At 67.2% G+C, this 26,011-nt stretch carries 28 protein-coding genes and 1 pseudogene; 15 read left to right on the forward strand and 14 right to left on the reverse strand.

The genetic code is table 11. The features are described 5' to 3' along the window. Positions 1-79 precede the first annotated feature (79 nt). Positions 80-259, reverse strand: coding sequence for a hypothetical protein (locus tag VLK31_RS18460; protein WP_409169879.1), 180 nt, complete (start codon positions 257-259; stop codon positions 80-82). Positions 260-477: 218 nt separating this feature from the next. On the opposite strand from VLK31_RS18460, the gene VLK31_RS18465 reads away from it, so the two are divergent. The 5 genes from VLK31_RS18465 to VLK31_RS18485 are packed head-to-tail and all read left to right on the forward strand — an operon-like array spanning position 478 to position 5,289. Continuing rightward, positions 478-1,092 carry a hypothetical protein gene (locus tag VLK31_RS18465; protein ID WP_409169880.1) on the forward strand — a complete coding sequence of 205 codons (615 nt, stop codon included), beginning with the start codon at positions 478-480 and terminating at the stop codon, positions 1,090-1,092. Between the two features lie 16 nt (positions 1,093-1,108). Beyond that, complete coding sequence (locus VLK31_RS18470; protein ID WP_409169881.1) at positions 1,109-2,086, forward strand: magnesium and cobalt transport protein CorA; 978 nt, start codon at positions 1,109-1,111, stop codon at positions 2,084-2,086. Positions 2,087-2,088: 2 nt separating this feature from the next. Next, positions 2,089-3,255, forward strand: a complete 1,167-nt coding sequence (locus VLK31_RS18475; protein WP_409169882.1) for an epoxide hydrolase family protein — start codon at positions 2,089-2,091, stop codon at positions 3,253-3,255. Positions 3,256-3,292: 37 nt separating this feature from the next. Beyond that, complete coding sequence (locus tag VLK31_RS18480; RefSeq protein WP_409169883.1) at positions 3,293-3,760, forward strand: MarR family winged helix-turn-helix transcriptional regulator; 468 nt, start codon at positions 3,293-3,295, stop codon at positions 3,758-3,760. Beyond that, positions 3,757-5,289 (forward strand): DHA2 family efflux MFS transporter permease subunit, encoded by a 1,533-nt coding sequence (locus tag VLK31_RS18485; RefSeq protein ID WP_409169884.1) that lies wholly within the window; start codon positions 3,757-3,759, stop codon positions 5,287-5,289. The genes VLK31_RS18480 and VLK31_RS18485 overlap by 4 nt, the downstream gene beginning before the upstream one ends. A gap of 137 nt (positions 5,290-5,426) precedes the next feature. Here VLK31_RS18485 and VLK31_RS18490 read toward each other — a convergent pair whose 3' ends face one another. The 7 genes from VLK31_RS18490 to VLK31_RS18520 form a co-directional block, all read right to left on the reverse strand. Further along, positions 5,427-6,275, reverse strand: a complete 849-nt coding sequence (locus VLK31_RS18490) for a siderophore-interacting protein (RefSeq protein WP_409169885.1) — start codon at positions 6,273-6,275, stop codon at positions 5,427-5,429. 79 nt (positions 6,276-6,354) lie between these two features. Then, positions 6,355-6,930: a PadR family transcriptional regulator gene (locus tag VLK31_RS18495; RefSeq protein WP_409169886.1), complete on the reverse strand. Its 576-nt coding sequence runs from the start codon at positions 6,928-6,930 to the stop codon at positions 6,355-6,357. A gap of 139 nt (positions 6,931-7,069) precedes the next feature. Continuing rightward, a complete protein-coding gene (locus VLK31_RS18500; RefSeq protein WP_409169887.1) occupies positions 7,070-7,951 on the reverse strand; it encodes a 2OG-Fe(II) oxygenase in 882 nt (293 codons plus the stop codon). Between the two features lie 5 nt (positions 7,952-7,956). After that, complete coding sequence (locus VLK31_RS18505; RefSeq protein ID WP_409169888.1) at positions 7,957-8,607, reverse strand: hypothetical protein; 651 nt, start codon at positions 8,605-8,607, stop codon at positions 7,957-7,959. Positions 8,608-8,629: 22 nt separating this feature from the next. Continuing rightward, positions 8,630-10,063, reverse strand: a complete 1,434-nt coding sequence (locus VLK31_RS18510; protein ID WP_409169889.1) for a cytochrome-c peroxidase — start codon at positions 10,061-10,063, stop codon at positions 8,630-8,632. Continuing rightward, positions 10,060-12,378: a phosphoesterase gene (locus tag VLK31_RS18515; protein ID WP_409169890.1), complete on the reverse strand. Its 2,319-nt coding sequence runs from the start codon at positions 12,376-12,378 to the stop codon at positions 10,060-10,062. The genes VLK31_RS18510 and VLK31_RS18515 overlap by 4 nt, the downstream gene beginning before the upstream one ends. A 245-nt stretch (positions 12,379-12,623) precedes the next feature. Beyond that, the gene (locus VLK31_RS18520; protein ID WP_409169891.1) at positions 12,624-13,517 is read right to left on the reverse strand and encodes a LysR family transcriptional regulator; all 894 of its coding nucleotides are present in this window, start codon (positions 13,515-13,517) and stop codon (positions 12,624-12,626) included. An 88-nt stretch (positions 13,518-13,605) separates the two neighbouring features. Between VLK31_RS18520 and VLK31_RS18525 the strand changes: the two genes are divergently transcribed. From VLK31_RS18525 to VLK31_RS18560, 8 genes and pseudogenes are all read left to right on the forward strand, one after another. Further along, positions 13,606-14,835 carry a CaiB/BaiF CoA transferase family protein gene (locus tag VLK31_RS18525; protein WP_409169892.1) on the forward strand — a complete coding sequence of 410 codons (1,230 nt, stop codon included), beginning with the start codon at positions 13,606-13,608 and terminating at the stop codon, positions 14,833-14,835. Continuing rightward, positions 14,832-15,332 (forward strand): MaoC family dehydratase, encoded by a 501-nt coding sequence (locus VLK31_RS18530; protein ID WP_409169893.1) that lies wholly within the window; start codon positions 14,832-14,834, stop codon positions 15,330-15,332. The genes VLK31_RS18525 and VLK31_RS18530 overlap by 4 nt, the downstream gene beginning before the upstream one ends. A 51-nt stretch (positions 15,333-15,383) precedes the next feature. After that, positions 15,384-16,403, forward strand: a complete 1,020-nt coding sequence (locus VLK31_RS18535) for a Bug family tripartite tricarboxylate transporter substrate binding protein (RefSeq protein ID WP_409169894.1) — start codon at positions 15,384-15,386, stop codon at positions 16,401-16,403. Positions 16,404-16,408: 5 nt separating this feature from the next. Then, positions 16,409-17,395 carry a Bug family tripartite tricarboxylate transporter substrate binding protein gene (locus VLK31_RS18540; protein WP_409169895.1) on the forward strand — a complete coding sequence of 329 codons (987 nt, stop codon included), beginning with the start codon at positions 16,409-16,411 and terminating at the stop codon, positions 17,393-17,395. 23 nt (positions 17,396-17,418) lie between these two features. Next, positions 17,419-18,659, forward strand: a pseudogene (locus tag VLK31_RS18545) (CaiB/BaiF CoA transferase family protein). After that, positions 18,656-19,813 (forward strand): acyl-CoA dehydrogenase family protein, encoded by a 1,158-nt coding sequence (locus tag VLK31_RS18550; RefSeq protein WP_409169896.1) that lies wholly within the window; start codon positions 18,656-18,658, stop codon positions 19,811-19,813. The pseudogene VLK31_RS18545 and the gene VLK31_RS18550 overlap by 4 nt, the downstream one beginning before the upstream one ends. Before the next feature lie 14 nt (positions 19,814-19,827). Next, positions 19,828-20,811 (forward strand): acyl-CoA dehydrogenase family protein, encoded by a 984-nt coding sequence (locus tag VLK31_RS18555; RefSeq protein ID WP_409169897.1) that lies wholly within the window; start codon positions 19,828-19,830, stop codon positions 20,809-20,811. Between the two features lie 17 nt (positions 20,812-20,828). Then, positions 20,829-21,626, forward strand: coding sequence for a crotonase/enoyl-CoA hydratase family protein (locus VLK31_RS18560; RefSeq protein ID WP_409169898.1), 798 nt, complete (start codon positions 20,829-20,831; stop codon positions 21,624-21,626). A 21-nt stretch (positions 21,627-21,647) separates the two neighbouring features. Here the strand turns inward: VLK31_RS18560 and VLK31_RS18565 are convergent, their stop codons facing one another. Genes VLK31_RS18565 through VLK31_RS18580 form a run of 4 tightly spaced genes read right to left on the reverse strand, consistent with a single transcriptional unit; the run spans position 21,648 to position 23,025 of the window. Then, positions 21,648-21,878 (reverse strand): hypothetical protein, encoded by a 231-nt coding sequence (locus tag VLK31_RS18565; RefSeq protein ID WP_409169899.1) that lies wholly within the window; start codon positions 21,876-21,878, stop codon positions 21,648-21,650. A 28-nt stretch (positions 21,879-21,906) separates the two neighbouring features. Next, positions 21,907-22,275, reverse strand: a complete 369-nt coding sequence (locus VLK31_RS18570; protein WP_409169900.1) for a hypothetical protein — start codon at positions 22,273-22,275, stop codon at positions 21,907-21,909. Next, positions 22,272-22,616 (reverse strand): hypothetical protein, encoded by a 345-nt coding sequence (locus tag VLK31_RS18575; RefSeq protein ID WP_409169901.1) that lies wholly within the window; start codon positions 22,614-22,616, stop codon positions 22,272-22,274. Before VLK31_RS18575 ends, VLK31_RS18570 begins: the two co-directional genes overlap by 4 nt. Before the next feature lie 22 nt (positions 22,617-22,638). Continuing rightward, positions 22,639-23,025: an ester cyclase gene (locus VLK31_RS18580; RefSeq protein WP_409169902.1), complete on the reverse strand. Its 387-nt coding sequence runs from the start codon at positions 23,023-23,025 to the stop codon at positions 22,639-22,641. 95 nt (positions 23,026-23,120) lie between these two features. Between VLK31_RS18580 and VLK31_RS18585 the strand changes: the two genes are divergently transcribed. Both VLK31_RS18585 and VLK31_RS18590 read left to right on the forward strand, forming a co-directional pair. Continuing rightward, positions 23,121-23,861, forward strand: a complete 741-nt coding sequence (locus tag VLK31_RS18585; protein WP_409169903.1) for a hypothetical protein — start codon at positions 23,121-23,123, stop codon at positions 23,859-23,861. 49 nt (positions 23,862-23,910) lie between these two features. Beyond that, the gene (locus tag VLK31_RS18590) at positions 23,911-24,828 is read left to right on the forward strand and encodes a hypothetical protein (protein ID WP_409169904.1); all 918 of its coding nucleotides are present in this window, start codon (positions 23,911-23,913) and stop codon (positions 24,826-24,828) included. A gap of 10 nt (positions 24,829-24,838) precedes the next feature. On the opposite strand, the gene VLK31_RS18595 is transcribed toward VLK31_RS18590, so the two are convergent. Beyond that, positions 24,839-25,615 (reverse strand): GGDEF domain-containing protein, encoded by a 777-nt coding sequence (locus VLK31_RS18595; RefSeq protein WP_409169905.1) that lies wholly within the window; start codon positions 25,613-25,615, stop codon positions 24,839-24,841. Then, positions 25,616-26,005: a DUF1987 domain-containing protein gene (locus tag VLK31_RS18600; RefSeq protein ID WP_409169906.1), complete on the reverse strand. Its 390-nt coding sequence runs from the start codon at positions 26,003-26,005 to the stop codon at positions 25,616-25,618. Between the last annotated feature and the right edge of the window lie 6 nt (positions 26,006-26,011).

Here is a 26,011-nt window from a genome sequence, read left to right on the forward strand (position 1 = left end):
CCGGAGAAGTCGCTGGTCGAGGGGGTGGGTGGGGCAGTCGTCGTTTTCACTCGGGGGATTATCGGGGACGGGTGGAGGGTCAGCCGACGTTCGGCTTGGTCGGCTTGCCGATGCGGCCGGGCATTTCGACCCGTGCGTCGTCGATCTGCTGTTGCGACGCGGCCTGCAGGCGCTCTGCCTCGGCTGGCGCAAAACCCAATTCGAGAAAGATGTTGGCGCCAGGCTGGGTGACGTGGTGGACTGTGGTGTCGGTGTTCATGGTCGTTTCCTGCGGTCGATTGTCGGCAGGGCTTGGTTGCCTTCGCACCGCGCGCCCCCTTCTCGACCCCGCTTGTCGTGAAGTTTGTGGCATACCCATGCCGCCATACCGATCCATGAGGCAAGCCACCCAAACCCCGCCGGCTTCCCCAACATCCCGCTCCATTCCACAGTTCTAAAATCCGCAAGCGCAAACCCCGCGTGAAGAACAAGGCGCCCATGGCCCCGCTGGATGAAATCAAAGGCCCTGAAGCGCACGCGCTGCCGGACACCGCCACACTGCCCGCCGAACTCGCGGCGCTGTACCTCTGCATGTCGCCGGCCCAACTGGCCGACCTGCGCAAGTCGAAACGGCCCGAAGGGCGCGCGGGCAACGGCCCGTCGGTCATTCGGCCCGTGGAAGGCGGCGCGGCCGGCTCCAAGGACCCGGTGCTCTATGCGCTCGGCACCCTGCGCGAATTTGCCAAGGCGCACCCCGCGCCTTCCGACTTCGACACCGCACTGACCACCGGTCTGCCGGGCTGGCTCTCCGCAAAGCTGCCCTTCTTCGCCGAGCGCGAACCGCGCATCAAGCGCGGCAAGCGCGTGCTCATCGGTGGCGCCTGGGACCGGGCCGACCCGCTGCGCGAGCAGCGCTTCGTCGACCTGGCCAAGGGCCGCATCCGCTTCGCGTCGCTCACCTGCTCCGAAGCCGCGGCCAGCCTGTGGGCCGACGTGGCGGGCCACACCGCCTTCGCCGAAAGAGGGCTCGCCCTGCTCAAGAGCGAAACGCAGGCCATCGAGGCCTCCCTGCTCGCCACCGCCCGGCTGGCCGAGACCGACCCGCAAGACTGACCCAGGACGCGCACCGATGCTGATCAACTGCGTAGCCTACGAAAACGGCGCCAAGCTGGCCGACATTGAGGTCGACGACATCAGCGAGTACATCACCCGGCCAGGGTGCTTCGTGTGGGTGGCGCTGAGCGACCCCTCCAACGAAGAGCTCGACCACATGCAGATGGAGTTCGGCCTGCACCCGCTGGCGGTGGAAGACGCCCACCACGGCCACCAGCGCCCGAAGGTGGAGGAGTACGGCGACTCGCTCTTCGTGGTGATGCACCTGGTCGAGCCCTCGGCCGAGGGCGAGCACTGCACCAACGTGGGCGAGGTCGACGTGTTCGTGGGCAGCAACTATGTGCTGTCGGTGCGCAACCGCAGCAAGCAGGGTTTTCTGGGCGTGCGCGAGCGTTGCGAGCGCGAGCCCGAGCTGCTGCGCAACGGCGCGGGCTTTGTGCTGTATGCGCTGATGGACGCGGTGGTTGACCGCTACTTTCCGGTGATCGATGCGCTGGAGGTGGAGCTGGAGTCCATCGAGCAGCAGATCTTTGGCCAGGGCGGCGCGGCGCGCGACAAGATCAAGCAGCTCTACGACCTGAAGCGCCGCAGCATGATTCTGAAGCGCGCGGTGGCGCCGCTGCTGGAGGCTGCCGGCAAGATGCACGGCGGGCGGGTGCCGCAGATCTGCATGAGCTCGCAGGAGTACTTTCGCGACGTGGGCGACCACCTGGGGCGCATCAACGGCTCGATCGACGCGATGCGCGACACCATCGGCACGGCCATTCAGGTGAACCTCTCGATGGTGACCATCGAAGAGAGCGAGGTCACCAAGCGGCTCGCGGCCTGGGCCAGCATCTTCGCGGTGTGCACCGCGTTTGCCGGCATCTGGGGCATGAACTTCGAGCACATGCCGGAGCTGAAATTCCGCTATGGGTATCCGGTGGCGCTGGTGCTGATCGTGAGCACCTGCGGCTACCTGTATTACCGGTTCCGCAAGGCCGGCTGGCTCTGACTATGCAAACACGTCCCTTCATCATCGATATCGATCCTGCGCGCGTCGACGACCTGCGTCAGCGAATCCGCGCCACGCGGTGGCCTTCGGCGATGCATGCGTCGGACTGGGATGAGGGGACGAGCCTCGCGTTCATGCAGCGCGTGGCGCACTACTGGATCGAGGACTTCGATTGGAGCGCGCAACAGGCGCGACTCAATGCGTTGCCTCATTTCCTCGCGGAGATCGACGGGCTGAAGATCCATTTCGTTCACCAGCGCGGCCATGGCCCCGACCCGATGCCCTTGGTCATGACACACGGATGGCCGGGCTCGTTTGCCGAGATGGAGCGCATCATTGCGTTGCTCGTCGACCCGGGTGCACACGGCGGCGATCCCGCCGATGCCTTTGATGTCGTTGTGCCATCACTTCCAGGCTACGGTTTTTCGCAAGCACCCGATCGGCCCGGCTTCGGGCCGCATCGAATTGCTGCACTTTGGGCGGAGCTGATGGCGGGACTGGGCTACGCGCGCTATGGGGCGCAGGGCGGTGATTGGGGCGCAAGTGTGTCGACGTGGCTGGCGCAACGCTATCCAGAGCGGGTAGCGGGTCTGCATCTCAACTTCATTCCCGGCAGCTATCGCCCTCCATCGGGCGACGGGCTGCCGTCAATCAGCCCGGAAGAACAAGGTTTTCTTTCTGGTATGGAGGCATGGGCCAAGGCGGAAGGGGCTTACAGCCATGTGCAGGCTACCAAGCCTTTGTCGCTGGCATATGGGCTGATGGATTCACCGGTCGCGCTTGCGGCATGGATGCTCGAAAAGTTCCAGGCCTGGAGCGACTGCGATGGCGATGTCGAGAAACTGTTTGGCTTTGATGCGCTGCTGACCAATGTCTGTCTTTACTGGTTCAGCGGAACGGCCGATTCAACGCTGCGCCTGTACCGGGAGAACAGCTTGCGTCCGGTGCATCTGCAACGCGGTGAAACCGTGGCGCCGCCGCTCGGCGTGGCACAGTTTCCGCACGAACTGCCGATGCCGCCGCGTTCCTGGGTGGAGCGCGGCTACAACGTCGCACGTTGGACGGTGATGCCCAAGGGCGGGCATTTCGCGGCCATGGAGCAACCCGAACTGCTGGCTCAAGAACTGCGAGCGTTCTTCCGGCCGCTCAGGACAGCGCCTGCGCGCTAATTCCAAACTAATAAACATGTAGATAATCTAGTCCCTTATGAAAAGGGACTTCACGCAGCGCTTCGGCTTCCTCGTCAAGAACGTGGCGAAGCTCTATGGCGAAGAGTTCGACCGCCTCGCGCGCGAACGCATCGGACTCTCCAGCGCCCAATGCCGCCTGCTCGGCGTGCTGGCCATGCACGACGAAGACGAGCCGCTCTCGCAGGCCGAACTCGCGCAGCGGCTCGGCCTCACCCCCATGGCCGTGGCGGGCCTGTGCGACCGCATGGCCGCGGCGGGCTGGATTCGCCGCGAACCCAGCGCCACCGACCGCCGCGTCAACAAAATCCATCTGGAGCCCAGCGCCGAGAAAGCGCTGGACGCCGCGCTCAGCATCAGCGACGGGCTCAACGCCCGCGTGATGGCGGTGCTCTCGCAAGCCGAGCGCGTGCAGCTTTTGAGCCTGCTCACCAAGGTGCGCGGCAGCCTCACGGGCATCACCTCGGGCGAGGCGCAAAAGCCATGAGCGTCGCCCCCGGAACCACCGTGCCGCACAAGGGCATGATCACCGTGTCGATCATGCTGGCGACCATCATGCAGGCGCTGGACACGACAATTGCCAACGTCGCGCTGCCCCACATGCAGGGCAGCCTGCAGGCCTCGCAGGACCAGATCACCTGGGTGCTCACCTCTTACATCGTGGCCTCGGCCATCGCGCTGCCGCTCACGGGCTGGCTGTGCGGCCACTGGGGCAGGCGGCGCGTGTTCATCATCTCCGTGATCGGCTTCACAGCGGCTTCGGCGCTGTGCGGGCTGGCGACCTCGCTGGTCGGCATCGTGGCGGCGCGGCTGCTGCAAGGCGTTTTTGGCGCGGCGCTGGTGCCGCTGTCGCAGGCGGTGCTGCTGGACATCAACCCGCGCGAGAAGGTCGGCCAGGCCATGGCCATCTGGGGCGCGGGCATCATGGTCGGGCCCATCCTGGGGCCGCTGCTGGGCGGCTGGCTCACCGAAAATTTCGACTGGCGCTGGGTGTTCTTCATCAACCTGCCGGTGGGCATCTTCGCGTTCTGGGGCATTGCGCGGTACTTGCCGGAGAGCCGGCCGCAGGGCGAGAAGCTCGACATCTTCGGCTTTGTCACGCTGAGCCTGGCCATCGGCATGCTGCAGCTGTTTCTGGACCGGGGCGAGCAGCTCGACTGGTTCGACTCGTGGGAAATCAAGCTCGAAGCCGCCGCCGCGCTGGTGGCCTTCGGCTTCTTCGTGGTTCACACCTGGACGGTGCAGGGCGTGTCGTTCTTCGACCGCGACTTGCTCAAAGACCGCAACTTCGTTACCGGCCTGCTGTTCGCGTTCATCGTCGGCATGATCTTGTTCGCGACCATGGCGCTGCTGCCCAATTTTCTGCAAGGGCTCATGGGCTATCCGGTGATCTACACCGGGGAGGTGACCGCGCCGCGCGGCGTGGGCACGATGATTGCCATGATCATCGTGGGCCGGCTGGTGCAGCGCATCGACGTGCGCGCGATCATGGCGGTGGGCTTCGGCCTGACGGCCTTTTCGCTCTACCAGATGACGCGGCTCACGCTGCAGATGGACAGCAGCCTGATCATCATGTCGGGCTTCATTCAGGGGCTGGGCATCGGCTTCACCTTCGTGCCGTTGTCCACGGCCACCTTCGCCACGCTGGCACCAAGGCTGCGCAACCAGGGCACGCCCATCTTCAGCCTGCTGCGCAACATCGGCAGCAGCGTGGGCATCTCGATCGTGCAGGCGCTGCTGACCGAAGGCTCGAGCAAGGCGCATGCGCAGATTGCCGCCACCGTGGCGCCGGGCAACCCGGCACTGGCCACGCTGCCGCAGATGATGTCGCCCGACACCATGACGGGACTTGCGTTGCTGAATGCAGAGGTGACGCGCCAGGGCGCGCTGATCGGCTACCTGGATGACTTCGGGATCATGATGGTGATCACGGTGCTGGCGATTCCGCTGCTGCTGCTCATCAAGAGCCCGCGGCGCAATGCAGGGGCGACGGGGCCGACTGAAGTGCCGCACTGACTCCGGTTTTTCTCCCTCCCCTCCCGGGGGAGGGCAGGGGTGGGGGCTTGCGGCGTATCAATCGCCAGCGGTGTGTCGAACGCCGCTTGCCCCCATCCCAGCCTGCCCCCGGGAGGGGAAGGAGCAAGACAAACACGTCACTCGTCGTGCGAATCGTGCGTCGCTTGCGCACCGCGGCGCCAGTAGCCCGAGGCCCGCGTCCACTTCGGATTCGCGCCGCGCTCGCCCACCAGGTGCGCGCGCAGCGCCTTGGCAATGGCCGATTCGCAACCCACCCACGCATGAAAGTCGCCGGCCGGCAGCGTCGCGGCCTTCAGTGCGTCGACCAGCACGGCGCTCGTGCCCGGCGCGGCGCCACGCCGGTGCACCCATTGCAGCGTGAGCGCGGCCTGCGTGTCGAACGCTATTTCGTCGGCTTCGCTGTCGACTTCCGCCAGCACCACCACGCGCGCACCGGCCGGCAGCTCGGCCAGGCGGCGCGAGATGGCGGGCAGCGCCGTGTCGTCGCCGACGAGCAAGTGCCAGTCGAATTCGGTCGGCACGATGAACGAGCCGCGCGGGCCGCCCACGCCCAGCGTGTCGCCGGGCTTGGCCTGCTCGGCCCACTGCGTGGCGGGGCCGGCGTCGTGCAGCGCGAAGTCGATTTCCAGCGTGCCCGCGGCAGCGTCGTGGCGGCGCGGCGTGTAGTCGCGCATGGTCGGTCGGCCGCTGGCGGGCCACACCGGGCCGTCGGGGCCGGCGGTGGGCAGCGTGAGCTGGCCGGTGGCGGCATCGGGAAAGAAGATCTTCGCGTGGTCGTCGAAGCCCGGGCTGGTGAAGCCTGCGAGGTCGGCGCCGGTGAGGGTGATGCGAACCAGGTGCGGCGTGACGCGCTGCACGGTCTTCACGGTGAGCTGGCGAAAACGCAGGTCGTGACGCACCCGGCGCGGCGTGCGGTCGGGCGCGGTGGAAGGAGCTGTAGCAGTTGAAGTGCTGGAGTCGGTCATTGCATGGGCCTTGGGTGAGCAGGCGGGTTGAGATTGGAGAGGCGCGCGGCGGCGGATGAATGCGCGGGATGTGTGTGGCTCAGATCTTTTCGATCTGCTGCGCCGCGCTGTCGAGCACGGCCGCGAAGTCGTGCGCCTGCTGCTCGGTGAGCGCCGTGCCCGACAGGCGCATGCGCATCGCGAGCTTGAGGTTCTCGATGGCGCGCGTCACTTGCGGCGGGCGGCCGCCGCGCGGGCCGGCACCGTCCACGCCGCCCGTCATGCGGGCCATCATGGCGTCGGCCATTTCGCGGTTGGCCGCCAGAAACTCCTGGCCGCCGGGCGTGATGCTGTAGCGCTTGCGCCCGCCGCCGTCGGCGGTCTCCACGCTGAGGTGGCCCAGCTCTTCGAGCAGCGTGAGCGTGGGGTAGACCACGCCGGGGCTGGGTGCGTAGCTGCCGCCGAGGCGGTCTTCGATGGCCTTGATGAGCTCGTAGCCGTGGGCCGGCTTGTCGGCGATGAGTTGCAGCAGCACGAAGCGCAGGCCGCCGTGGCCGAACACGCGTCCGCCGCCGCCGCCGCGCCCGCCACGGTGTCCGCGGCCGCCCGAGAGGCCATCTTCATGTTCGCCGCGCTCGGTGCGGCAGTGGTGATGGTCGAGGTGGAAATGTCGCATGGTGGGTGTCCTTACTGGTGTGTATCGAAAGTATTTTAGATATATCTAAAAAAAAGTCAAATCGATACCTATCGGGCGCTCAATTCACGGTCCCCACCCGTCCACCACCACTCCACGAACCCGCTCCACGCTCCGCGGCTCAGGTGCTTCCTTCAGACACAAACCGCCGCTCCCGCATCCACTTCGTCGCGACCCATTTCTCCCCGCGCACCACGGCCCCGCCTGCATGCAGCGAGGCATGGTCCAGCTGCCCCAGGCTGTTGCAGTACTCGAAGTACACCGCGCTGCCGCGTTGTGGCGACACCGACCAGCCGGTTTGCGGAAACACCGTTTCGCCGCCTTCTTCCACCTCGTTGAGGTAGCTCACGAGCGTGCTCACGCGCTGTCCGCTGCGCGCCAGCGAGGCCTGGTTGGCCGCGTTCGAAGGCACCAGAAAATCGAAGTGCGGCATGCTCTGCGCGCCGGCCGGGTAGTGCAGCACCTGCAAGCCCTCGCCGTTCTCCACCGGCAGGTTCATCAGGGCGGACACACGCTCGTCGAGCCGCGCGATGAAGGCGTTTTCGCGCAGCCTGAAGAACATGCCCTGGCTGCTTCGCTGTTCGCCCACGCGGTTGCGCCCGGTCAGCGGATCGACAGTGGTCGAAGGCGCAAGCCGCGGCCTGGCCAGCGCGATCAGCTCCTCGCATTCCTGCGCGCTGAACACGTCGTTGAGCACCGCCATGGCCGGCTGAGCGGCGCGCGCGGCCACGCGCACCAGGCGGTCGGCCGTGCGGATCGTCGTGCCCGGCGGCAGCCGCGAGGGCTCGTAGTGGTACGCCGGTGCCACCGTGACCGAATCGGTGGGCACCGGGCTGCCCGTGCGCAGCGCGAACACGAAGGCGTCGACGATGGCCGTGGCCGCTTCGGGTGGCATGTCTTGCGCGCGCATGGCCTCGACCACCTGTGCGGGCGTGCAACCTTCGCGCAGGTTGTGCAGCACCCAGTCGCTCAACGCGGGCGAGAAGCGAAGCACCGTGTCCATCGGGTTCAGACGCCCTCCGGCACCCAGCCGCTGTCGGTGCGCTTGAAGTTCTGCTTCAGCTGCATGGTGCCGGCCCCGCGCACCACGCGCTCGACCATCGGAAACGCCTTCTGCACATCGGCATCGCCGGTCCACGGCGCGGCGTCGATCTTGTAGGTGTAGGTGACGACGACGGCGGACGCTTCTTTCGGGTCCTTCGCGTCGTGTTCGTCCTTGCGCGCTTCCCAACCCACCACCTTGTCCAGCGTCAGGTGGGCGGCGCAGAAGTCGCCCTGGGTCTCGCGCGTGTGAAGGTATTTCTTGCCTTCCTCGGTCAGCACGTAGCGCGTGACGGTCACGGAGGCCGGTTGTTCGCCTTCCCTGGCCTCTTCGACCTGCGCCGTGGACGCGCTCACCAGCCCCACATGTTCCAGAACCGGCATCTGCACCGCGTTGCGTGCGCGCGTGCCGACCTCGCGCTGCGGCACGTCGATGGGCCACTGCGTCTTGCCCAGGCACAGGTCGCCTTTCTTGGCCAGGTAGGCGTTCATCGCTGCCGTCAGGTTCTGCAGGTTGGCTTCGGGCTGATGGGGTCCGCACCCTGTGAGCAGGGCGAGAAAGGCGAGCCCCGCCAGGGTGGCGGCGCCCAGCGGCAGGGAGATTTTTTTCTTGTTCATATCGCAAAAGAAAGAGAGGAGTTCAGTTGACGCAGGCACCCGGCTTTGCGGGCGTGGCCGGTTTGGTGTCCGCGTCGCTCAGGATGTTCAGAAAGCAGATCAGGTCGGTGATGTCTTGTTCGGACATCGGCGGCGCGGCGCCCGCGGCGCGTCCGTCCATCGGCAGTTGTGTGTCGATGTTCGCCGCGTAGGCCGCCGGCAGGTCGTTGTACTTCTGCACCTTGCCGCCCGTGTACTGCGTGGTGATGAGTCCGTAGCCCGGAAAGCCCGCGTCGTTCTTCGCCTTCGGTGTGCCGCCCACGGTGGGATACCAGAGCTCGGGCTGCGTGTCGCGCGTGTTGTAGAAGCGAATGACCTGTTCCAGCGAATGCATCACGCCGTTGTGAAAGAAGGCCGTGCGCGTCGCCACATTGCGCAGGGTGGGCGCCTTGAACATGCCGCAGAAGCTGTTGGCGGCGTTGGGCGTGGCCGGCACATGGTCGGTGCGCAGCGGGCCGCACACGCCCATGTCGAAGTACTTCAGGTCGTTGTTGGCGGCAATGCCTGCGTTGCGCGGCACGCTGATCGCCTCGTAGGAGAAGTCGGTGAACAGCGCGGAGCTGCCGTTCAGACCCGCGCCCTGGTAGTGGCACGAGGCGCAGTTGGCGGTGTTCGGGTTGGTGAACACCTTCAGCCCGCGCGTTTCGGCCGGCGTGAGCGAGCCGCCGATCTTGTTGCTGGCGTACAGGTCGAACTTGCTGCTGTACGGATGAAAGCTGTTGTCCTCCAGCTGGTAGGCCTGCAAGGCCTGCAGCGCATGGGCGAACGCAGCGTCGCTGTCGTCGAATGTCTTCTCGCCGAAGGCCTTGACCATGAGCGGTGCGTAGTCGGCGGCCTGCAGCTTCTTCACGACGTCGGTGCTGCTGGCATTGGCCATCTCCAGCGGGTCGACCAATGGAATGCGGGCTTGCGCGGCGAGCGTGTCGGCGCGGCCGTCCGCCGTGAAGCCGCCGCCAGGGCCGGGCACGCTGATGCCGTCGGGGTTGTCCAGCAGGTCGGCGTAGGGCGGGGTGATGTCCTTGTAGCGCAGCGACGGCACGGCGCGCAGGCCGGCCTGGTCCATGTGCACACCGCCCAACTGCACCGATAGGTCGTTGGCCGGTGCATGCGCATGCGCCGGGTCGTGGCAGCTGGCGCACGACAGCGCACCGGAGCCCGAGAGGTTCTTGTCGAAGAACATCTTCTGGCCCACCTGCGCCGCAAGGCTCAGCGTGCTGGAAGCGGCGGGTGCTGCCGCGGCTGTGCCGCTCGCCGCGGGCGTCGTGCCCGCCGGCAGCGCGGCGGCGGAACCGTTGCCGCTGCTGCCGCCGCACGCGGCGAGCATCGCAGCCGCGATGCCCGCCGCGCACAGGGCCAGCGCAAGCCGGCCCGCGCGCGTCACCGCCGGCCCTTGCGGGCCTGAACGGTGCTTCCTCATTGCTTCAGCGACCACACATTGAGCTGGTTGGCGTCCGGCCCCACCTGCGCCGTGGTCGACACGTCACCCGACTGCTTCTGCGTGTAGCCCGCGGGAATCACGAACGCATGGTTGATCGGCCGCACGCTGTCGAAGTGCGTGTCCGCGCTGCCTGCGAAGTCCGGCAGATTCATGATGTTCGCGGAGATGAAGGCCTCCGTGTACTTGGAGCGGTTCATGTACGAGTTGTCGACGACCGGGTCGGCCAGCTGAAACATGTCCTGCAGCGTGCGCACGAACGAGAAGTGGCTGTAAGCGTCGCTGTCCGACACGCCCTTGGGTGCGTTGGCCTGGTTCGTCAGAATGCCGAAGATGCTCTCGCCGTGCCCGCGGTTGCCCACCTGGTAGTTGTTGATGCTTGCGTCGATGGCCCAGGTGCCGTCTGCGTTTTGCGTGAGCGGCCGCACGGGGTGCGCCGGGTCACTGCCCTTCAACGGGTTCCAGCCGCAGCAGGAGTTGAAGCCGCTGGTCGCATTGCCTTCGTCGAACATCAGCACGATGGCCACGCGCTTTTGCGGGTTCTTCCACAACGCGGACGCCTGGATGCGCTTGACCGTGAAGTCCACGTAGTTGTCACCGCGCGTGATGATCGGCGACACGGCCGTGGCCGACACGTTGTTCGCCACGCTGCTGCAGTCGCTCGCGGTGCCGGTAGCGGCGGCGCCGTTGGTGCCCTTCACGCTGATGCCGTGCATGTCGTCGCACTGGTCGGGCACCAGAAAGTTCAGGTTGCCGACGTTGCCGCTGGCCAGGTCGGTGCCGAGCTGGTCGTAGTCGTAGGTTGCGGGAATGGTGTAGTCGGCGCTGTTCTTCAGCATCGCGTCCCACTGGCCGCCGCCCATGGTGCGGTTGCTGTACTTCCACTCGGGCGCGCTGCGCACGTTCTGGTAGGCCATGCCGGGGTGGTGCTTGGTCTTGTACAGGCCCGCCGGCAGCGGCAGCGTGAGCGTGGCGTCGCCAATGGTCGTGGCGTTGCCGCCCAGTGCGCCCGGCGCGTAGACGTTGTCCTTCGCGGTGACGGCGGCGTCGGCCACGCTGTCGGTGCGGAAGTCCTGGCCCGGGTTCATCGACTCGCTGTACGTGCGCCAGGTCAGGCCGGCCTTGGTGATGGCGTTGAACAGGTTGGGCCGGCCCACGATGTTGTGGTTCACGGCGGCTGCCTGTGTGCAGGTGGCTGCAAACGGCGACTTGCTCAGGCCGGGTTGGGTGTTGTCTGGCGTGGGCGTGTCTTGCACCGCGTTGGCGCCTGTGGCATCGCAGTTCCACTGCGCGTCGTCGGTGATGCCCCAGTCGTCCGCACCGCCCAGGGCCGTGTAGTTGGGCTCGCTCGGGTTGCCGGTGGCGTAGTAGCTCACGAGCTGGTTGCCGGCCTTCAGGTAGCCGTTGATCTTGGGCGCGTAGGCCGAGTTCAGGATCGACATCGTGGCCTTGTTCTCCAGCATCACGATGAAGATGTTGTCGTAGCGCGGAACGCCTTCCACCGTGAACGCCGCCTGCTGCGACTGCAGGAAGGTGATGGCCTTGCGGTTGTCCGCAACGTTGGCGGTGGCGGTGGTCACGCCGGCCATGCCGGTCAGGCGCGGATCGCCGCCTGCGGTGGCCAGCGCATCGGGAAACTTGTCTGCGCGGTCCAGCTTGGTGGTGGCGTAGGCAAAGCGGTTGTTCAGTGCGTTGGCTTCGCTCAGCAGGGCGGTCTGCACGCTGCCGCTGGCGGCATTGGCGTCGCCCAGCAGCGAAGCCACCGGCACGCCCAGGCGCGTGGCCAGGTTCTGCTTTTCCACGGCGTAGCTGGTGCTGTTGGCTTCCACCAGGCGCGCCACTTCGGAAGACAGGGGGCTGACCACCACGGCTGTGCCTTGCTCCTGCACCTGGTCGAGCATCACGCGCAGCACTTCGCGCGTGGGCACGTTGGTGTTGGTGGCGGTGTTCTTGGCGTTGGTGCCAATGTCGGCGATGAGTGCCGACGCGGCGGGCAGCGACAGGCTGAACTTGCCGTTGGCGTCGGTGACGGCGGCGGGCTCGCCGGTGTCGCAGCGGCCGTTGCCGTTGGTGTCCACGCAGACGGTGGCACCGGCGTAGTAGCCAGCGTTGATGACCGGGTCGGTGCTGCTGCCGGGCTTGAGGGCGCTGGCGGTGAACACGCCGCTCACGGTGGTGGTCGGGCCGGCCGGCTGGCTGGCGACGGGCGGGAACACGATCTGGCCCGGGCCGTCACCGCCGCCGCCGCACGCGGCCAGCAGCGAGGCTGCCAGCACGCTCAAGGTGGGATACAGCAAGCCGGATCTGATGGTTGGAGTGGCTTTCAATTTCTTCTTTCAACGTGATGAGGGGCATGAACCAGGCACGGCACGGTGTGCGCCGGCGCTGTGGACCGCGAACGAATCTAGGTTTGCCCTGTGTCAGTCGAAAGGCAAAAGACTTAGCTGTGAATTAGCAAGCGTGGCAGTGATGGCAAGGGCAAAGACCGCCTGAAAAAGAGCTGACCAAAGCCTGACCTGGCGCCGTGCAGAGCGCCTTTTTTTCAGTCGCGCGGCTGCTCCAAAACGCTCTCCAGAAAGCGCTGCGCGGCGGACGTCTGCCCGGCCGGCGGCAACGCCAGCGCAATGCCGATGGCGGTTTGCGCGCCCGGCCCAGCCAGCTTCTTGAAGACGATGTTGCGCGCCACGTGCCGCGCCGCCACCGAAGGCACCAGCGCCACGCCCAGGCCGCTTTCCACCAGGCTGATGAGCGTCTGCACCTGCACCGCCTCTTGCTGCACGTCGGGTATGAAGCCTGCCTGCTGACACGCCAGCAGCGCCGCGGCATGCAGGCCGGGCACTTCCATGGCGCCGTACATCACGAAGGTTTCACTGGCTAGGTCGGCCAGCGTGAGCCGCCTGCGCCGCGCCAGCGGGTGGTCGACCGACAGCGCCGCCATGAACACGTCGCGCTCCACCGGAAAGATGCGCGCCTTGCACGCGCGCCCGATGGGAAAGCGCACCAGCCCCACGTCGACGTCACCGCTTTCCACCATCGCCACGATGCGCGCTGTGGTCGACTCGGCCAGTTCCAGATGCACCCCCGGGTAACGCGCGCGAAAACTCGGCAGCACGCGCGGCATCAGCGCATAGGTGGCCGAGCCCACGAAGCCCACGCGCAGCGTGCCCGCCTCTCCGCGCGCGGCGGCCTGTGCCGCCAGTGCGAACTGCTCGCTGTGGAACACCGCGCGCCGCGCGTTCTCCAGCGCCGCCGCGCCGGCCGGCGTGAGCTCGGTGCCGCGCCGGTTGCGCACGAACAGCGGCACGCCCACCTGCTCTTCGAGCCGGCGTATCGAAGCCGACAGCGGCGGCTGCGCCATGTGCAGCCGCTCGGCCGCGCGGTGAAAGTTCAGCGTCTCGGCCAGGGTGATGAAGTGGCGCAACTGGCGTGTGTCCATGATCTCCAAAAGGTATCACAGAGCGGGAATTTGATATTGGACGGCAACGCTGCGCTTTCCCAGAATGGGCGCAGGAGACAACCAGACGATGCTGCCCCTGCAAGGTGTGAAAGTGCTCGACCTGTCGAGCGTGGTGTTCGGGCCGTTGGCCAGCCAGACGCTGGCCGACTACGGCGCCGAGGTCATCAAGATAGAGCCGCCCGAAGGCGACTCCACCCGCCACACCGGCCCGGCCACGGAGGCCGGCATGTCGGCCGTGTTCCTGGGAAGCAACCACAGCAAGAAGAGCGTGGTGCTCGACCTGAAGCGCCCCGCCGCGCGCGACGCGCTCATGGCGCTGCTGGCCGACGCAGACGTGTTCATGCACAGCATGCGGCCGCAAAAGCTAGCGCCGCTGGGCATCGACCCCGACACGCTCACCGCCCGCTTTCCGCGCCTGGTGTACGCCGGCCTGCACGGCTTTGCGCAGGGCGGGCCGTACGCGGGGCGGCCGGCTTATGACGATGTGATTCAGGGCATGTCGGGCCTGTCCGCGCTCATGGAGCAGCAGGGCGGCGAGGCGCGCTACCTGCCGACGATTGCGGCCGACAAGACCTGCGCGCTGGTCGGCGCGCAGGCCATTCTTGCGGCGCTGTTCCAGCGCGAGCGCACGGGCCGCGGCTGCTTCGTGGAAATTCCGATGTTCGAGACCATGGTGGCCTTCAACCTGGTGGAGCACCTGTACGGCCGGCACTTCGAGCCGCCGCTGGCCGGCGCCGGCTACCCGCGTGTGCTCACGCCGTGGCGCCGCCCTTGGCGCACGGCCGACGGGCACATCTGCATGATGCCGTACACCACCCAGCACTGGCAGCGCTTCTTCACTGAAGTGGGCGAGCCGGGCATGGCGAGCGACCCACGCTTTGCCGACATGGCTGCGCGCACGCGGCACATCGGCGAGTTGCTGGAGCTGGCCGGGCGCTTCGTGGCGCGCGGCACCACCGCGCAGTGGCTGGTCACCTGCGAGCGGCTGGAGATTCCGGCCGCGCCCATCCGCCGGCTCGACGACCTGCCCGACGACCCGCACCTGGTGGCCACCGGCTTCTTCACAGAACTGCAAGACGCGCGCATGGGCGCCATGCGTTTCCCTGGCGTGCCGGTGAAGTTCGACGGCACGCGCCCACCGGTCGGCATGCCGCCGCGCCTGGGCGAGCACACACGCCAGAGCCTGGCGGCGGCCGGGCTCTTGCCGGCGCACATCGAACAACTGATTGCCGACGGCGCCGCGCGTGCGCCTGCCCTGAACCCCACCGTTGCCTCCACCCTGGAACCAACTCGATGAACGCACCCGCAGACCGCACGCCAGACTTCACCACGCTGCCCCGCCTGGGCCAGGGCTTCGTCTGGCAAGACCTGACGGTGGGCCAACGCCTGCGCACCTTTCGCCGCACCATCACCGAGACCGACCTCGTCAACTTCATCGGCGTGACCGGCATGGTGGAGGCGATCTTCATCGACGCAGAGTACGAAGGCAGTGCCATCGCCGGGCGCCCGGTGCCCGCCGCGCTCACCTACACGCTGATCGAAGGCTTCATCCTGCAAACCATGATCCAGGGCACCGGCCTGGCCATGCTCGAGCTGGTGCAGAAGATCCATGCGCCGGTGCGCGTGGGCGACAGCATCGAGGCGATGGTCGAGGTGACCGGCATCCGGCCGACATCGAAGGGTGGTCGCGGCATCGTCGATTCGCGCATCGAGGTGTTCAACCAGCAGGGGCGCTGCGTCATGCACTACGACGCACGCAGGCTGCTCGCGGGCCGCGCCGATACGGGCGCCTGAGCACAGCACGCAGCGCAAGATTTTCAAAAACAGCAACGGAGACAAAAAGACATGCCCATCGACATCGCACCGACGCAACGCGCCTCCCATCGACGCACGTTCAGCCTGGCCACCAGCGCCGCGCTGCTCGGCTTCGCATTCGCGAGCCCGGTCGCCTTCGCGCAAGGCCCTGGCACCTACCCCGCCAAGCCCATCACCATGATCGTGCCGTTCCCGCCCGGCGGCCCGACCGATCTGGTCGCGCGCGTGCTCGCGCAGAAGCTCGGCGAGCAGATGGGCCAGAGCATCCTGGTGGACAACCGTGGCGGGGCCAACGGCAACATCGGCGCGCAGGTGGTCGCCAAGGCCGCCGCCGACGGCTACACCCTCCTGTACAACACCTCGTCGATCACGCTGAGCCCTGCGCTCTACAAGAGCGTGTCTTACGACGTGCAGAAAGACTTTGCCCCCGTCGCGCTGGTGGCCGTGGTGCCCCTGGCGCTGGTGGTGCATCCGTCCATTCCGGTCAACACCGTGAAAGAGTTCGTGGCCTATGCCAAGGCGCACCCGGGCAAGCTGTCTTACGGCTCGGCGGGCAACGGCAACGTCACGCACCTGGGCGCGTTTCAGTTCGTGCAGGCCAACGGGATCGAGGCCACGCACGTGCCTTACAAGGGCAGTGCGCCGGCCGACGTCGACCTGGTGGGCAACCAGATCCAGTTCATGACCGACACCGTCAACTCGGTGATGAGCTTCGTGCGCGACAAGCGCCTGAAGATGCTCGCCGTGACCACCGCCAAGCGCATGACGTTGTTCCCGGACGTGCCCACGCTGGCCGAGTCCGGCATGCCGGGCTTCGAGGTGGGCGCCTGGCAGGGCGTGATGGTGCCCGGGGGCACGCCGCCCGCGGTGGTGGAGAAGCTGAACGCGGAAATCGTCAAGGCGCTGAAGTCGCCCGACGTGCGCGAGCGCCTGGCGCTGCAGGGCGCCGAGCCGCTGGGCTCCACGCCGCAGGAATACGGCGCCTACGTGAAGAAGGAGCTGGCGCGCTGGGCCGGCGTGGTCAAGGCCACCGGCGTCACGCTCGATTGAAGGAGATGCACGTGTCCTTCAAACCCAAACTCATCGCGCCCTTGCTGGCATTCGCGGCTGTGTTCTGCGCAGGCCAGGTGGCAGCGCAAGCCGCCTCTGACTTCCCCTCCAAGCCCATCAAGTTCGTCGTGCCCTTCCCGCCGGGCAGCGGCACCGACACCTCTGCGCGCTACTTCAGTCGCAAGCTCACCGAGCTCACCGGCCAGCCAGTGGTGGTCGAGAACAAGCCCGGCGCCAACGGCTTCATTGCGGTGAAGGCGGTGCTCTCCGCGCCGGCCGATGGCTACACCGTGTTCGTCGGCAGCAACTCCACGCTGGCGGTGAACGTGGCGCTGTTCAAGTCGCTGCCCTACGACCCGGTGGCCGACCTGGCGCCGCTCACCATGATGATGCGTTCGCCCGCGCTGCTGGTGGTGCCCGGCAACTCCGAATACAGGACGCTGCCGGATTTGATTGCGGGCGCGCGGGCCAAGCCCGGCGTGCTGAACTACGGCGCGGGCTCGGCCGGCTACCAGCTGATGTCGGAGCTCTTCAACGACGCGGCCAAGGTGCACACCGCGCACGTGCCGTTCAAGGGCGCGGGCGAGGCGGTGATTGCGGTGGTGTCCGGCACGGTGAACATGGCCTTTGCCGAGATCACCAGCGTGCAGGAGTTGGCCCGCTCAGGCAAGGTGCATGCGCTGGCCGTGGCGGCCGACAAGCGTGTGCCTGCGTTGCCCACTGTGCCCACGGCCAGCGAGGCCGGCCTGCCGGGCTTTGCGGCCTACACCTGGGTCGGCGCCATGGTGTCGTCGAAGACGCCCAAGGCCGAGACCGACAAGCTGGCCGCCTTGCTCACCAAGATAGAAACGATGCCCGAGACCCGTGAGTTCTACGAGCGCATCGGCGCCGAGGTGATGCGCGGCGGGCCCGACGAAATGCGCGCCTTCCAGGCCTCGGAAATCCAGCTGTGGAAGCGCATCGCGGTCAAGGCGAACGTCGAGCAGCAATGAGCGCGCCCAACCCAGACGTGCCCATGAACCAGCAGCCCGCCGCCGGCGCGCTGTCGCACATCCGCGTGCTCGACCTGTCGCGGGTGCTGGCCGGCCCCTGGGCCAGCCAGACGCTGGGCGACCTGGGCGCGGAGGTCATCAAGGTCGAGCGTCCCGGGCGCGGCGACGACACCCGCCTGTGGGGCCCGCCCTTCCTGAAACACCGCGAAGGCGCCGACACGCGCGACGCGGCCTACTACCTGTGCGCCAACCGCAACAAGAAGTCGGTCGCCATCGACTTCACCGCCGCGGCTGGCCAGGCCCTGGTGCGCGACATGGCCAGGCGTTGCGACGTGGTCATCGAGAACTTCAAGGTCGGCAGCCTCGCGCAGTACGGGCTCGACCCCGCGTCGCTGCATGCAGTCAACCCGCGGCTGGTGTACTGCTCCATCACCGGCTTCGGCCACACCGGCCCGTATGCGGAGCGCGCGGGCTATGACTTTCTGATGCAGGGCATGGGCGGGCTCATGAGTATCACCGGCCGCGCCGACGGCGAAGAGGGTGCCGGCCCGATGAAGGTGGGCGCGTGGCGCTTACCGACATCCTCACGGGGCTGTACGCGAGCACCGCCATCCTTGCCGCGCTGCAGTCGCGCGAGCTCACAGGCGTGGGCCAGCACATCGACCTGGCCTTGCTCGACGTGCAGGTGGCCTGCCTGGCCAACCAGGGCATGAACCACCTGTACGGCGGCACGCCGAAGCGCATGGGCAACGCGCACCCCAACACCGTGCCCTACCAGGACTTTCCGACGCAAGACGGCCACATGATTCTGGCCATCGGCAACGACGGCCAATTCGGCAACTTCTGCCGCGCCGTCGGCCATGCCGAATGGGCCGACGACGCGCGCTTCAAGACCAATGCCGACCGCATCGAAAACCGCGTGGTGCTGATCGCCCTGATGCGCGCGCTCACCGTCACGTGCACCACCGCCGAGTGGGTTGCGCTCTTCGAGCAGGTGGGCGTGCCTTGCGGCCCCATCAATACCATTGCCGATGTGTTCGAAGACCCGCAGGTGAAGGCGCGCGGCACGCAGATCCACATGACGCACCCGGTGGCTGGCAACATTCCGCTGGTGGCCAGCCCGCTACGCATGTCGCACACGCCGGTGCAGTACCGCCATGCGCCGCCGCTGCTGGGCCAGCACACGCAGGACGTGCTCGCGCAGCTGTTGGGCATGACGCCCGAAGCCATTGCGGATTTGATGCAACAAGGAGTGGTGCAATGAGTGCCTTGACCTCGCTGTCGATGACGGCGATTCCGCCCGAAGACGAGGCGCTGCGCGCGCCCGTGCGGGCCTTTCTGTCCGACGCGCTGGCTCGTGTGCCGGCGCATGTGCGCGCCAAGTCGTGGTCGGGCTACGACAGCGCCTTCAGCCGCGAACTCGGCCAGCGCGGCTGGCTCGGCATCACGCTGCCGACCGAATACGGTGGCGGTGGCCGCAGTGCCTTTGCGCGCTATGTGCTGGTGGAAGAGTTTCTGAATTTCGGCGCGCCCGTGGGCTCGCACTGGATTGCCGATCGGCAAAGCGGCCCGCTCATCCTGAAGTACGGCACCGAGGCGCAAAAGCGCTTCTACCTGCCGCCCATCTGCCGGGGCGAGTCGTTCTTCTGCATCGGCATGAGCGAGCCCAACGCGGGCTCCGACCTGGCGAGCGTGCGCACGCGTGCGGTGCGCACGGCCGACGGCTTCACGCTCAACGGCCAGAAGATCTGGACCACCAACGCGCACCACTGCCACTACATGATTGCGCTGGTGCGCACTTCGGGCGAGACGCAAGACCGGCAGAAGGGCCTGTCGCAGGTCATCGTCGACCTGTCGCTGCCGGGCGTGACGGTGCGGCCCATCACCGACCTGGCAGGCGACTCGCATTTTTGCGAAGTGTTCTTCGACAACGTGGCACTGGGGAGCGACGCGCTCATCGGCGAAGAGGGCAAGGGCTGGGAGCAGGTGACGGCCGAACTGGCCTTCGAGCGCAGCGGGCCTGAGCGGCTGTTCTCCAGCATCGTGCTGTTCGACGAATGGCTGGCCTTCGTGCGCACCGAGGCGGGCCGCACGCCGGCCGCGGTGCGGCTGGCCGGAAAAATTTTGAGCCAGCTGGCGCCGCTGCGCGCCATGTCGCTGGCCGTCACCGAAAAGGTGGCGCAGGGCGGCAGCCCCGTCGTGGAGGCGGCGCTCGTGAAAGACCTGGGCACGGGCGTGGAGCAGCTCATTCCCGCAGCCATTGCCGACGACTTGTTTGCGCGCGACGGCCAGGGCATTCCGCTCGAACTGCTGCGCACGCTGGACTACGTGACGCAGGTGGCGCCGTCGTTTTCGCTGCGCGGCGGTACGCGCGACATCCTGCGCGGAATGATCGCGCGCGGCCTCGGCCTGCGCTGAAGGGAACACTGAAGATGGACGAGATCTACATCGACGCGCTGCGGGGCGTGCTGACCGACCACTGCACGCCTCAAGCCGTGCGCGCCATCGAAGGCGGGCAGACGCCCGATGCGCTGTGGGAGGCCATCGAGGCATCGGGCTTTGCCGACGCGCTGCTGCCCGAGGCCGACGGCGGCGCGGGCCTGTCGCTGGCCGAAGCCTTTCCCTTGCTAGAACTCTGCGGCGCCTTCGTGGTGCCCGTGCCGCTGGCCGAGACCATGGTGGCGCGCGCGCTGCTGGCGCAGGCCGGCGTGCCCCGGCCCGGCGGCAGCATCGCGCTGGCGCAAGGCCGCGTGCAGGGCGACGGCAGGCTGGTGTGCGAGCGCGTGAGCTTTGGCCGCGTGGCCGACTGGGTTCTGGTGGAGGTAGGCAAGACTTGCCTGCTGTTGCCTGTGGACGCGGCAATTTCTGACGCCGCCGTTGCGCCGCTCGATGCCACGCTGTCATGGCTCGCGCCACCCCAGGCCATGGCGCAGTCAGTGCCCGGCGTGGCCGACGTGCGCGTGCCGCTGGCCTGCGTGCTGGCCGTGCAACTCGCGGGTGCGCTCATGAGCGTGTTCACGCGCACGCTGCAGTACGCCAACGACCGCAACCAGTTCGGCAGGCCCATCGGCAAGTTCCAGGCGATTCAGCACCAGCTGAGCGTGATCTCCGAACATGCCTTTGCCGCCCGCATGGCCGCGCAGATGGGTTGCAGCACCGACCGCCTGCGCGTGGCCATTGCCAAGGCCCGCACCAGCGAGGCCGCGCTGGAGGTGGCGGCGCTGAGCCACTCCATCCACGGTGCCATCGGCTTCACCGAGGAGTTCGACCTGCAGCTGTACACGCGCCGCCTGCATGCCTGGCGCCAGGCCGGCGGCTCCGAGTCTTATTGGTACGACGTGATTGGCACTGAGCTGGTCGACCACCGCCTGGGCCTTGCGCTCGACCTGATTCGCGCCACCACCGACATCGTTTGAAAAGAGAACACAAACCCATGACGACATTCCTGAAGACCGAGCGCGACGGCGCCATTCTCACGCTGACCATGAGCCAGCCCGAGACCCGCAACGCGCTCACCGGCAACAGCGCGGTCGACGAGATCGTGCAGGCCTGCGCGCAGGTCACGCTGGACCGCAGCATCCGCGTGGTGGTGCTCACCGGTGCCGGCCCCATGTTCAGCTCGGGTGGCAACGTGAAGGACATGCAGCGCTATGAAAACGAAGGCCTCTCGCCCGAGGTGATCCGCGAGGAGTACCGCAACGGTATCCAGCGCCTGCCCAAGGCGCTCTACAACCTCGACGTGCCGGTCATTGCCGCGGTGAACGGCCCGGCCGTGGGCGCGGGCATGGACCTGACCTGCATGTGCGACATCCGCATCGCGTCGGAGAAGGCCACCTTTGCCGAGAGCTTCGTCAAGGTCGGCATCGTGCCGGGCGACGGCGGTGCGTGGCTGCTGCCGCGCGTGGTGGGCATGTCGAAGGCGTCGGAGATGGCGTTCACCGGCGACGCGCTCAGCGCGCAGGAGGCGCTGGCTTGCGGTCTGGTGTCGCGCGTGGTGCCGCACGAGCAGCTGATGGAAGAAAGCCTGAAGCTCGCGGCGCGCATCGCGGCCAACCCTGGCGGCGTGCTGCGCATGACCAAGCGGCTGCTGCGCGAGGGCGAGCGCAGCACGCTCGAATCGCTGCTCGAAATGTCGGCGGGCTACCAGGCGATTGCGCACATGACCGGCGACCACCGCGAAGCCGTGCGCGCCTTCGTGGAAAAGCGCAAGCCGGTGTTCGGCAACGACTGAGCAGGCTCGGCCGCGGCCTGCTCACGTGGTGATGGAGGCCTTCACCAAGGCCGCCCATTCTTCGAACGAGGCCGCCGGCCAGTTGTTGTCGACCGTCAAGCTGGCTGCCGGGTAGGGGCGCGGCGCGCCGCCGAACCAGTTGACCCACTCGCACGCGTCGGCGCGGGGCACGCAGGCGAGCGGCACGTCGAACTCCTTGATGACGAAGGCCGTGCCGGCGGGGAAGTCGTGTTGCGTGGGGATCGTTGGCATATTTGAAGTTACTTGCGCGGGCGTCGCGCTATTGCGCTTGCGGGTCGAAGTACGCCGTCCAGGTCTCGGGTGAAGCGCGCAAACCCTGGGCTCGCTTGAACGCGATCTTTGCTTGCCGATTCAGCGCGCAGCCGACGCGCGCGACGCCCAGGTTGTAGTGCGTGTGGCCGTCGTTGGAGCCCAGCGCCACCGCACGTTCGAGCAGGTCGATGGCGTCACCGTACTTCGCCTGGTCGCAGAGCACAGCGCCCAGGCAGGTGAGCGTGACGAGGTCGTTGGGGGATTCGTTCAGCGCGCCGGTCAGAAGCGTCTGCGCCGCGGCCATGTTCTGCGCCCATCGGCTTGGGTCGGCGAAGGCGTCTTCGACCAGTGCGCGGCTGCGGGCGATGGCGTTCATGGCGTGTCTTTCGTGCGCGAGAAGGCGCCCAGCAAGGCAACGCCCCTGGCGGCTCGCCACAGACCGAATGCCACCATCAAAACGCCGAGCGCGCGCTGCAGCAGCGGATCGAAGTGAACGACCATCCAGACACCCAGCGCGCCGCTTGCGAGCCCGCCCACAATGTTCAACAGGCCGCCGCTGAACCACTGGAGCTTCAGCAGCTGAAAGGTCGCGTCCAGCACCCGCTCGGCTCCCTTGAGCTCGAAGTAGCTGGCCAGCACGTAGAGCCCGAGCATCAGCAGCGGCGCAACAGCAATGCCGATGAGCAGGAAAGAAAAAACGCTGACCAGGGTGTCCATGCTGTCGTTGCAGTTCAATGCGTCAGAGCTGCGCCTCGATGGCCGCCTTGTCCAGCACGGACCACACGTGCACGATCTTTTCGTCGCGAAATTCATAGAACACGTTTTCGCTGAACGAGATGTGCCGGCCGTTCACTGGCAGGCCCAGGAATTGACCCGCCGGAGAGCAGTCGAAACGTATGCGGCTCGCGACATGCGGTGGCTCGCACACCAGCAGTTCGACGTCGAAGAAAAGATCGGGAATGTCGCGGAAGTCTTTCTCCAGCATCTCGCGATAGCCCGACACCCCGAGCGGTCGCCCGTTGTGGCTCGCGTCGCCATGCACGAACTTGGCAAGCCCTTGCAGGTCGCGCGCGTTCAGGCGGGCGATGTATGCGCGATAGATGCTGGAAAGATCGGTGGGTGTCATGTCGAGTCCCGTGCTGGTGGCCGCCGGGGCATTTTGCAAGGGAAGCGGCGGGGCCGTTCCTGCGCTGTCTCTGCACTGTTCCTACACTGCGCCACATGACCCACCCCGCTCGACCGCAGCACGCGCGAGATCTGCTGACCTCCTATTTCGCAAGCGGCGATGCCCTACGCAGCCGCAGCGTGAGCGACACCGTGCTGTGCGCCGCGCTCGACATTCCCGCGGCGCCGGCACGCCTGGTGGCCGACTGGGAGCGCGATGTGGTGTCGCGCCTGGCCCTGGAGCCTGGCGACGTCGAGCCCTTGCCCCTGGCACGCGCGCGCATGCGCTGGCCGGCGTACACGCACTGCGTGCAGGCCATGGCCGACTGGACGCGCGCGCAAGGGCTGGCCGATGTGCTGGCCGCCAGCGACATCGCCCTCATGGCCTGTCGCGGCGCCAGGTACCACCACGACGGCGCGCAATACGGCAGCGCGGCCTTCTGCAATCTGTTCGTCAGCGAGGACAAGGGGCTGGACCTGCATTTTCCGGTCGCGGGCGTTCGCATGCCGCTGACGCGCGGCACCGCGGTGCTGTTCGACACCTGCCAGCCGCATGCCGTGGTGCGGCGCGGCAGCAGCGGTTTCGACGCCGCTGACTTTGCGGCCGATGTCGATTGCACCCAGGTGTTCCTGACCTGGGAGCTGTCCATCGAGGCGCCCGAGGTGGCGCGCGCCCTTCAGATTTCGTTCGACATCAGCCCCGCGACCGCGCTGCAACTGGACGAAGAACAGCTGCGCCTGAACGGCAAGCAGATGGGGCTGTGCCCGCATTCGGGCCGCTGGCGCGACGCCGAATGAGGATGCGGCATACTTCCAGACCCGCAACAACTTGCCAGAAACGCGCTGAATGGAAAACGAAGTCGACTCCCAGGTACTCGCCGTCATCAATGAGAAGCGGCTGTCCGGGCCACGGCTCACGCCGGTCGAAATCGTGGCCAAGATGGGCGTGTTCGACGCGCGCGACAAGCCGTTCGACCACGCCTGGATGGCGACGGGCGACAACGTCATTGCCACCATCTGGGCCGAGTGGGTGAGCGTGGGCACCGGCGGACGCTGGTTCTGCCTTGAATCGCTCGACATACAGCGCCGTGCCGACGGCGGCGCGCGCAGCGCCCATCAGGTGCAACGCGCCAAGGAGCGGCTGCAGTTGCTCAAGCGCACATGGGACGCCGGCCAGGGCTTTCGCGCCGTGGTGCAGACCAACCGCATCGCCATCTCCGAAGTCGAAAGCAACAAGGACGCCAAGGTGTCCACCCGCGTGCGCGACGACGACGAATGGCACGTGGCCAGCTGGGACCTCGACACCAAGCTGGCCGTGCTGGTGCGTGGCCCGCGCGGCTGGACGCCGACGGAAGACGAAATCAAGGCCGCCAAGGCGCGCAGCAACGTGCCCGAGCCGGCCGAACTGGCACCGGTGGTGGCCAGCCAAGCCTCGCAGGAAGAAATTCAGGCCGCTGCGGTGGCCTATGTCACGCGCCATTTCAAGGGCTACGGCTACAAGGCCGAGAACGTGAGCGAGCAGAACCTGGGCTACGACCTGGAAGTGTCGAACTCCAAGGACGTGACGCTGCTGCGCGTGGTGGCAAAGGGCATCGGCTCTGGCGTGTCGACCTTCCAGCTCACGGCCGAAGAGCGCACCACCTCCGCGCGCGAGCCGCTGTGGCGCCTGCTGGTGGTGCTGGACGCCATCGGGCCGACGGCGCAGCACAAGACCTTCAAAGCCACGGAGATCACCTCCGCACCGGGTTACGACCCGACGGTGTGAGGCCAAGGCCTCAGGCAGGCTGCGCTTGCCCGTGGCCTGAGGCGTGCGCCACCTGGTTGCGTCCGCCGCGCTTGGCGCCGTACAGGGCTTCGTCGGCCAGGCTGTAGGCGTCGTCGAAGTTGCTGCCGCGCGGCAGCCAGCTCACGCCGAAGCTGGCGGTCACGCCACTGCCATCGGGCAGATCGAACGCATGGGCCTCCAGGGCGCGCCGCAGCGCCTGCGCAACCTGCCCGCAGGCCTCGCCGCTTTGCCCCGGCAGCACCACCGTGAACTCCTCCCCACCGACGCGGCCAATGTGCGCGGTGGCCGGTACCTGCGCCTTCAGGCAGCTCACCACGCCCTGAATCACACGGTCCCCGGTGGGGTGGCCGAAGCTGTCGTTCACGCGCTTGAAATGGTCGATGTCCAGCACGATCAGCGCAAGGTCTTCGCACACGAAGTGCCGGTTCACCAGCTCGATGATGGCGGCCCGGTTGAGCACGCCGGTCAGCGGGTCGTGCGTGGCGCGGTATTCCAGCTCGCCCGCCAGGTGCTGCAGGCGCAGGTTGAGCTGGTTCATTTCGCGCTCGGCCCGGTCGCTGCGCTGCACCAGCCGGCGCGTTTCGCGCAGCAGCCGCTCGTAGGTGGTCAGCAGCTCGCCCAGTGCCTGGCGGCAGGGCGCGGGCTGCGCGGCCGTGGCGTTGTCATCGCTGTCCGCGCTGGCCTCGCTTGCCGCGTACGAGGCGCGGGCGGCCAGCAGCGCCCGGCTCTCGGCCTCGAACAGGTCCGGCGGCGTGGTGGTGTCCATTCAGGTCGCGCCTACGGGATGGCTGGCGAAGTCGATCGCCGGGAAGTCCTCGCTGAGCTCCTGGCCAAATTCCAGAATGGTGTCGTCGTCTTCGTCGTGAAACCAGTTCAGCGTGACGCGGTTGCCCGCCTCCACCGCGTCGTTGAGCGCCGCAATCAGGTTGAACAGCATCTTGGTGCTGGAACTGTTGAAGTAGGCCAGGGCGATGTTCACCTCGATGTGGCTGCCGCTTTGCTGGCCCAGGTAGTCCTTGAGCTGCGCGATCACCGGGCCATAGAAGGCGGCGGCGTTCTCGGGGTAGGACTCGCCGCGCAGGCTGAGCGTGCAGGCATCGAACTGAAAGTCCACCTGCGGGGAGCTGGGCGTGGCGGCGATGTAGAGGTTTTCCATCTGTGA

Origin of the sequence: Variovorax sp. H27-G14, assembly GCF_046156345.1 — a bacterium.
GTDB lineage: Bacteria > Pseudomonadota > Gammaproteobacteria > Burkholderiales > Burkholderiaceae_C > Variovorax.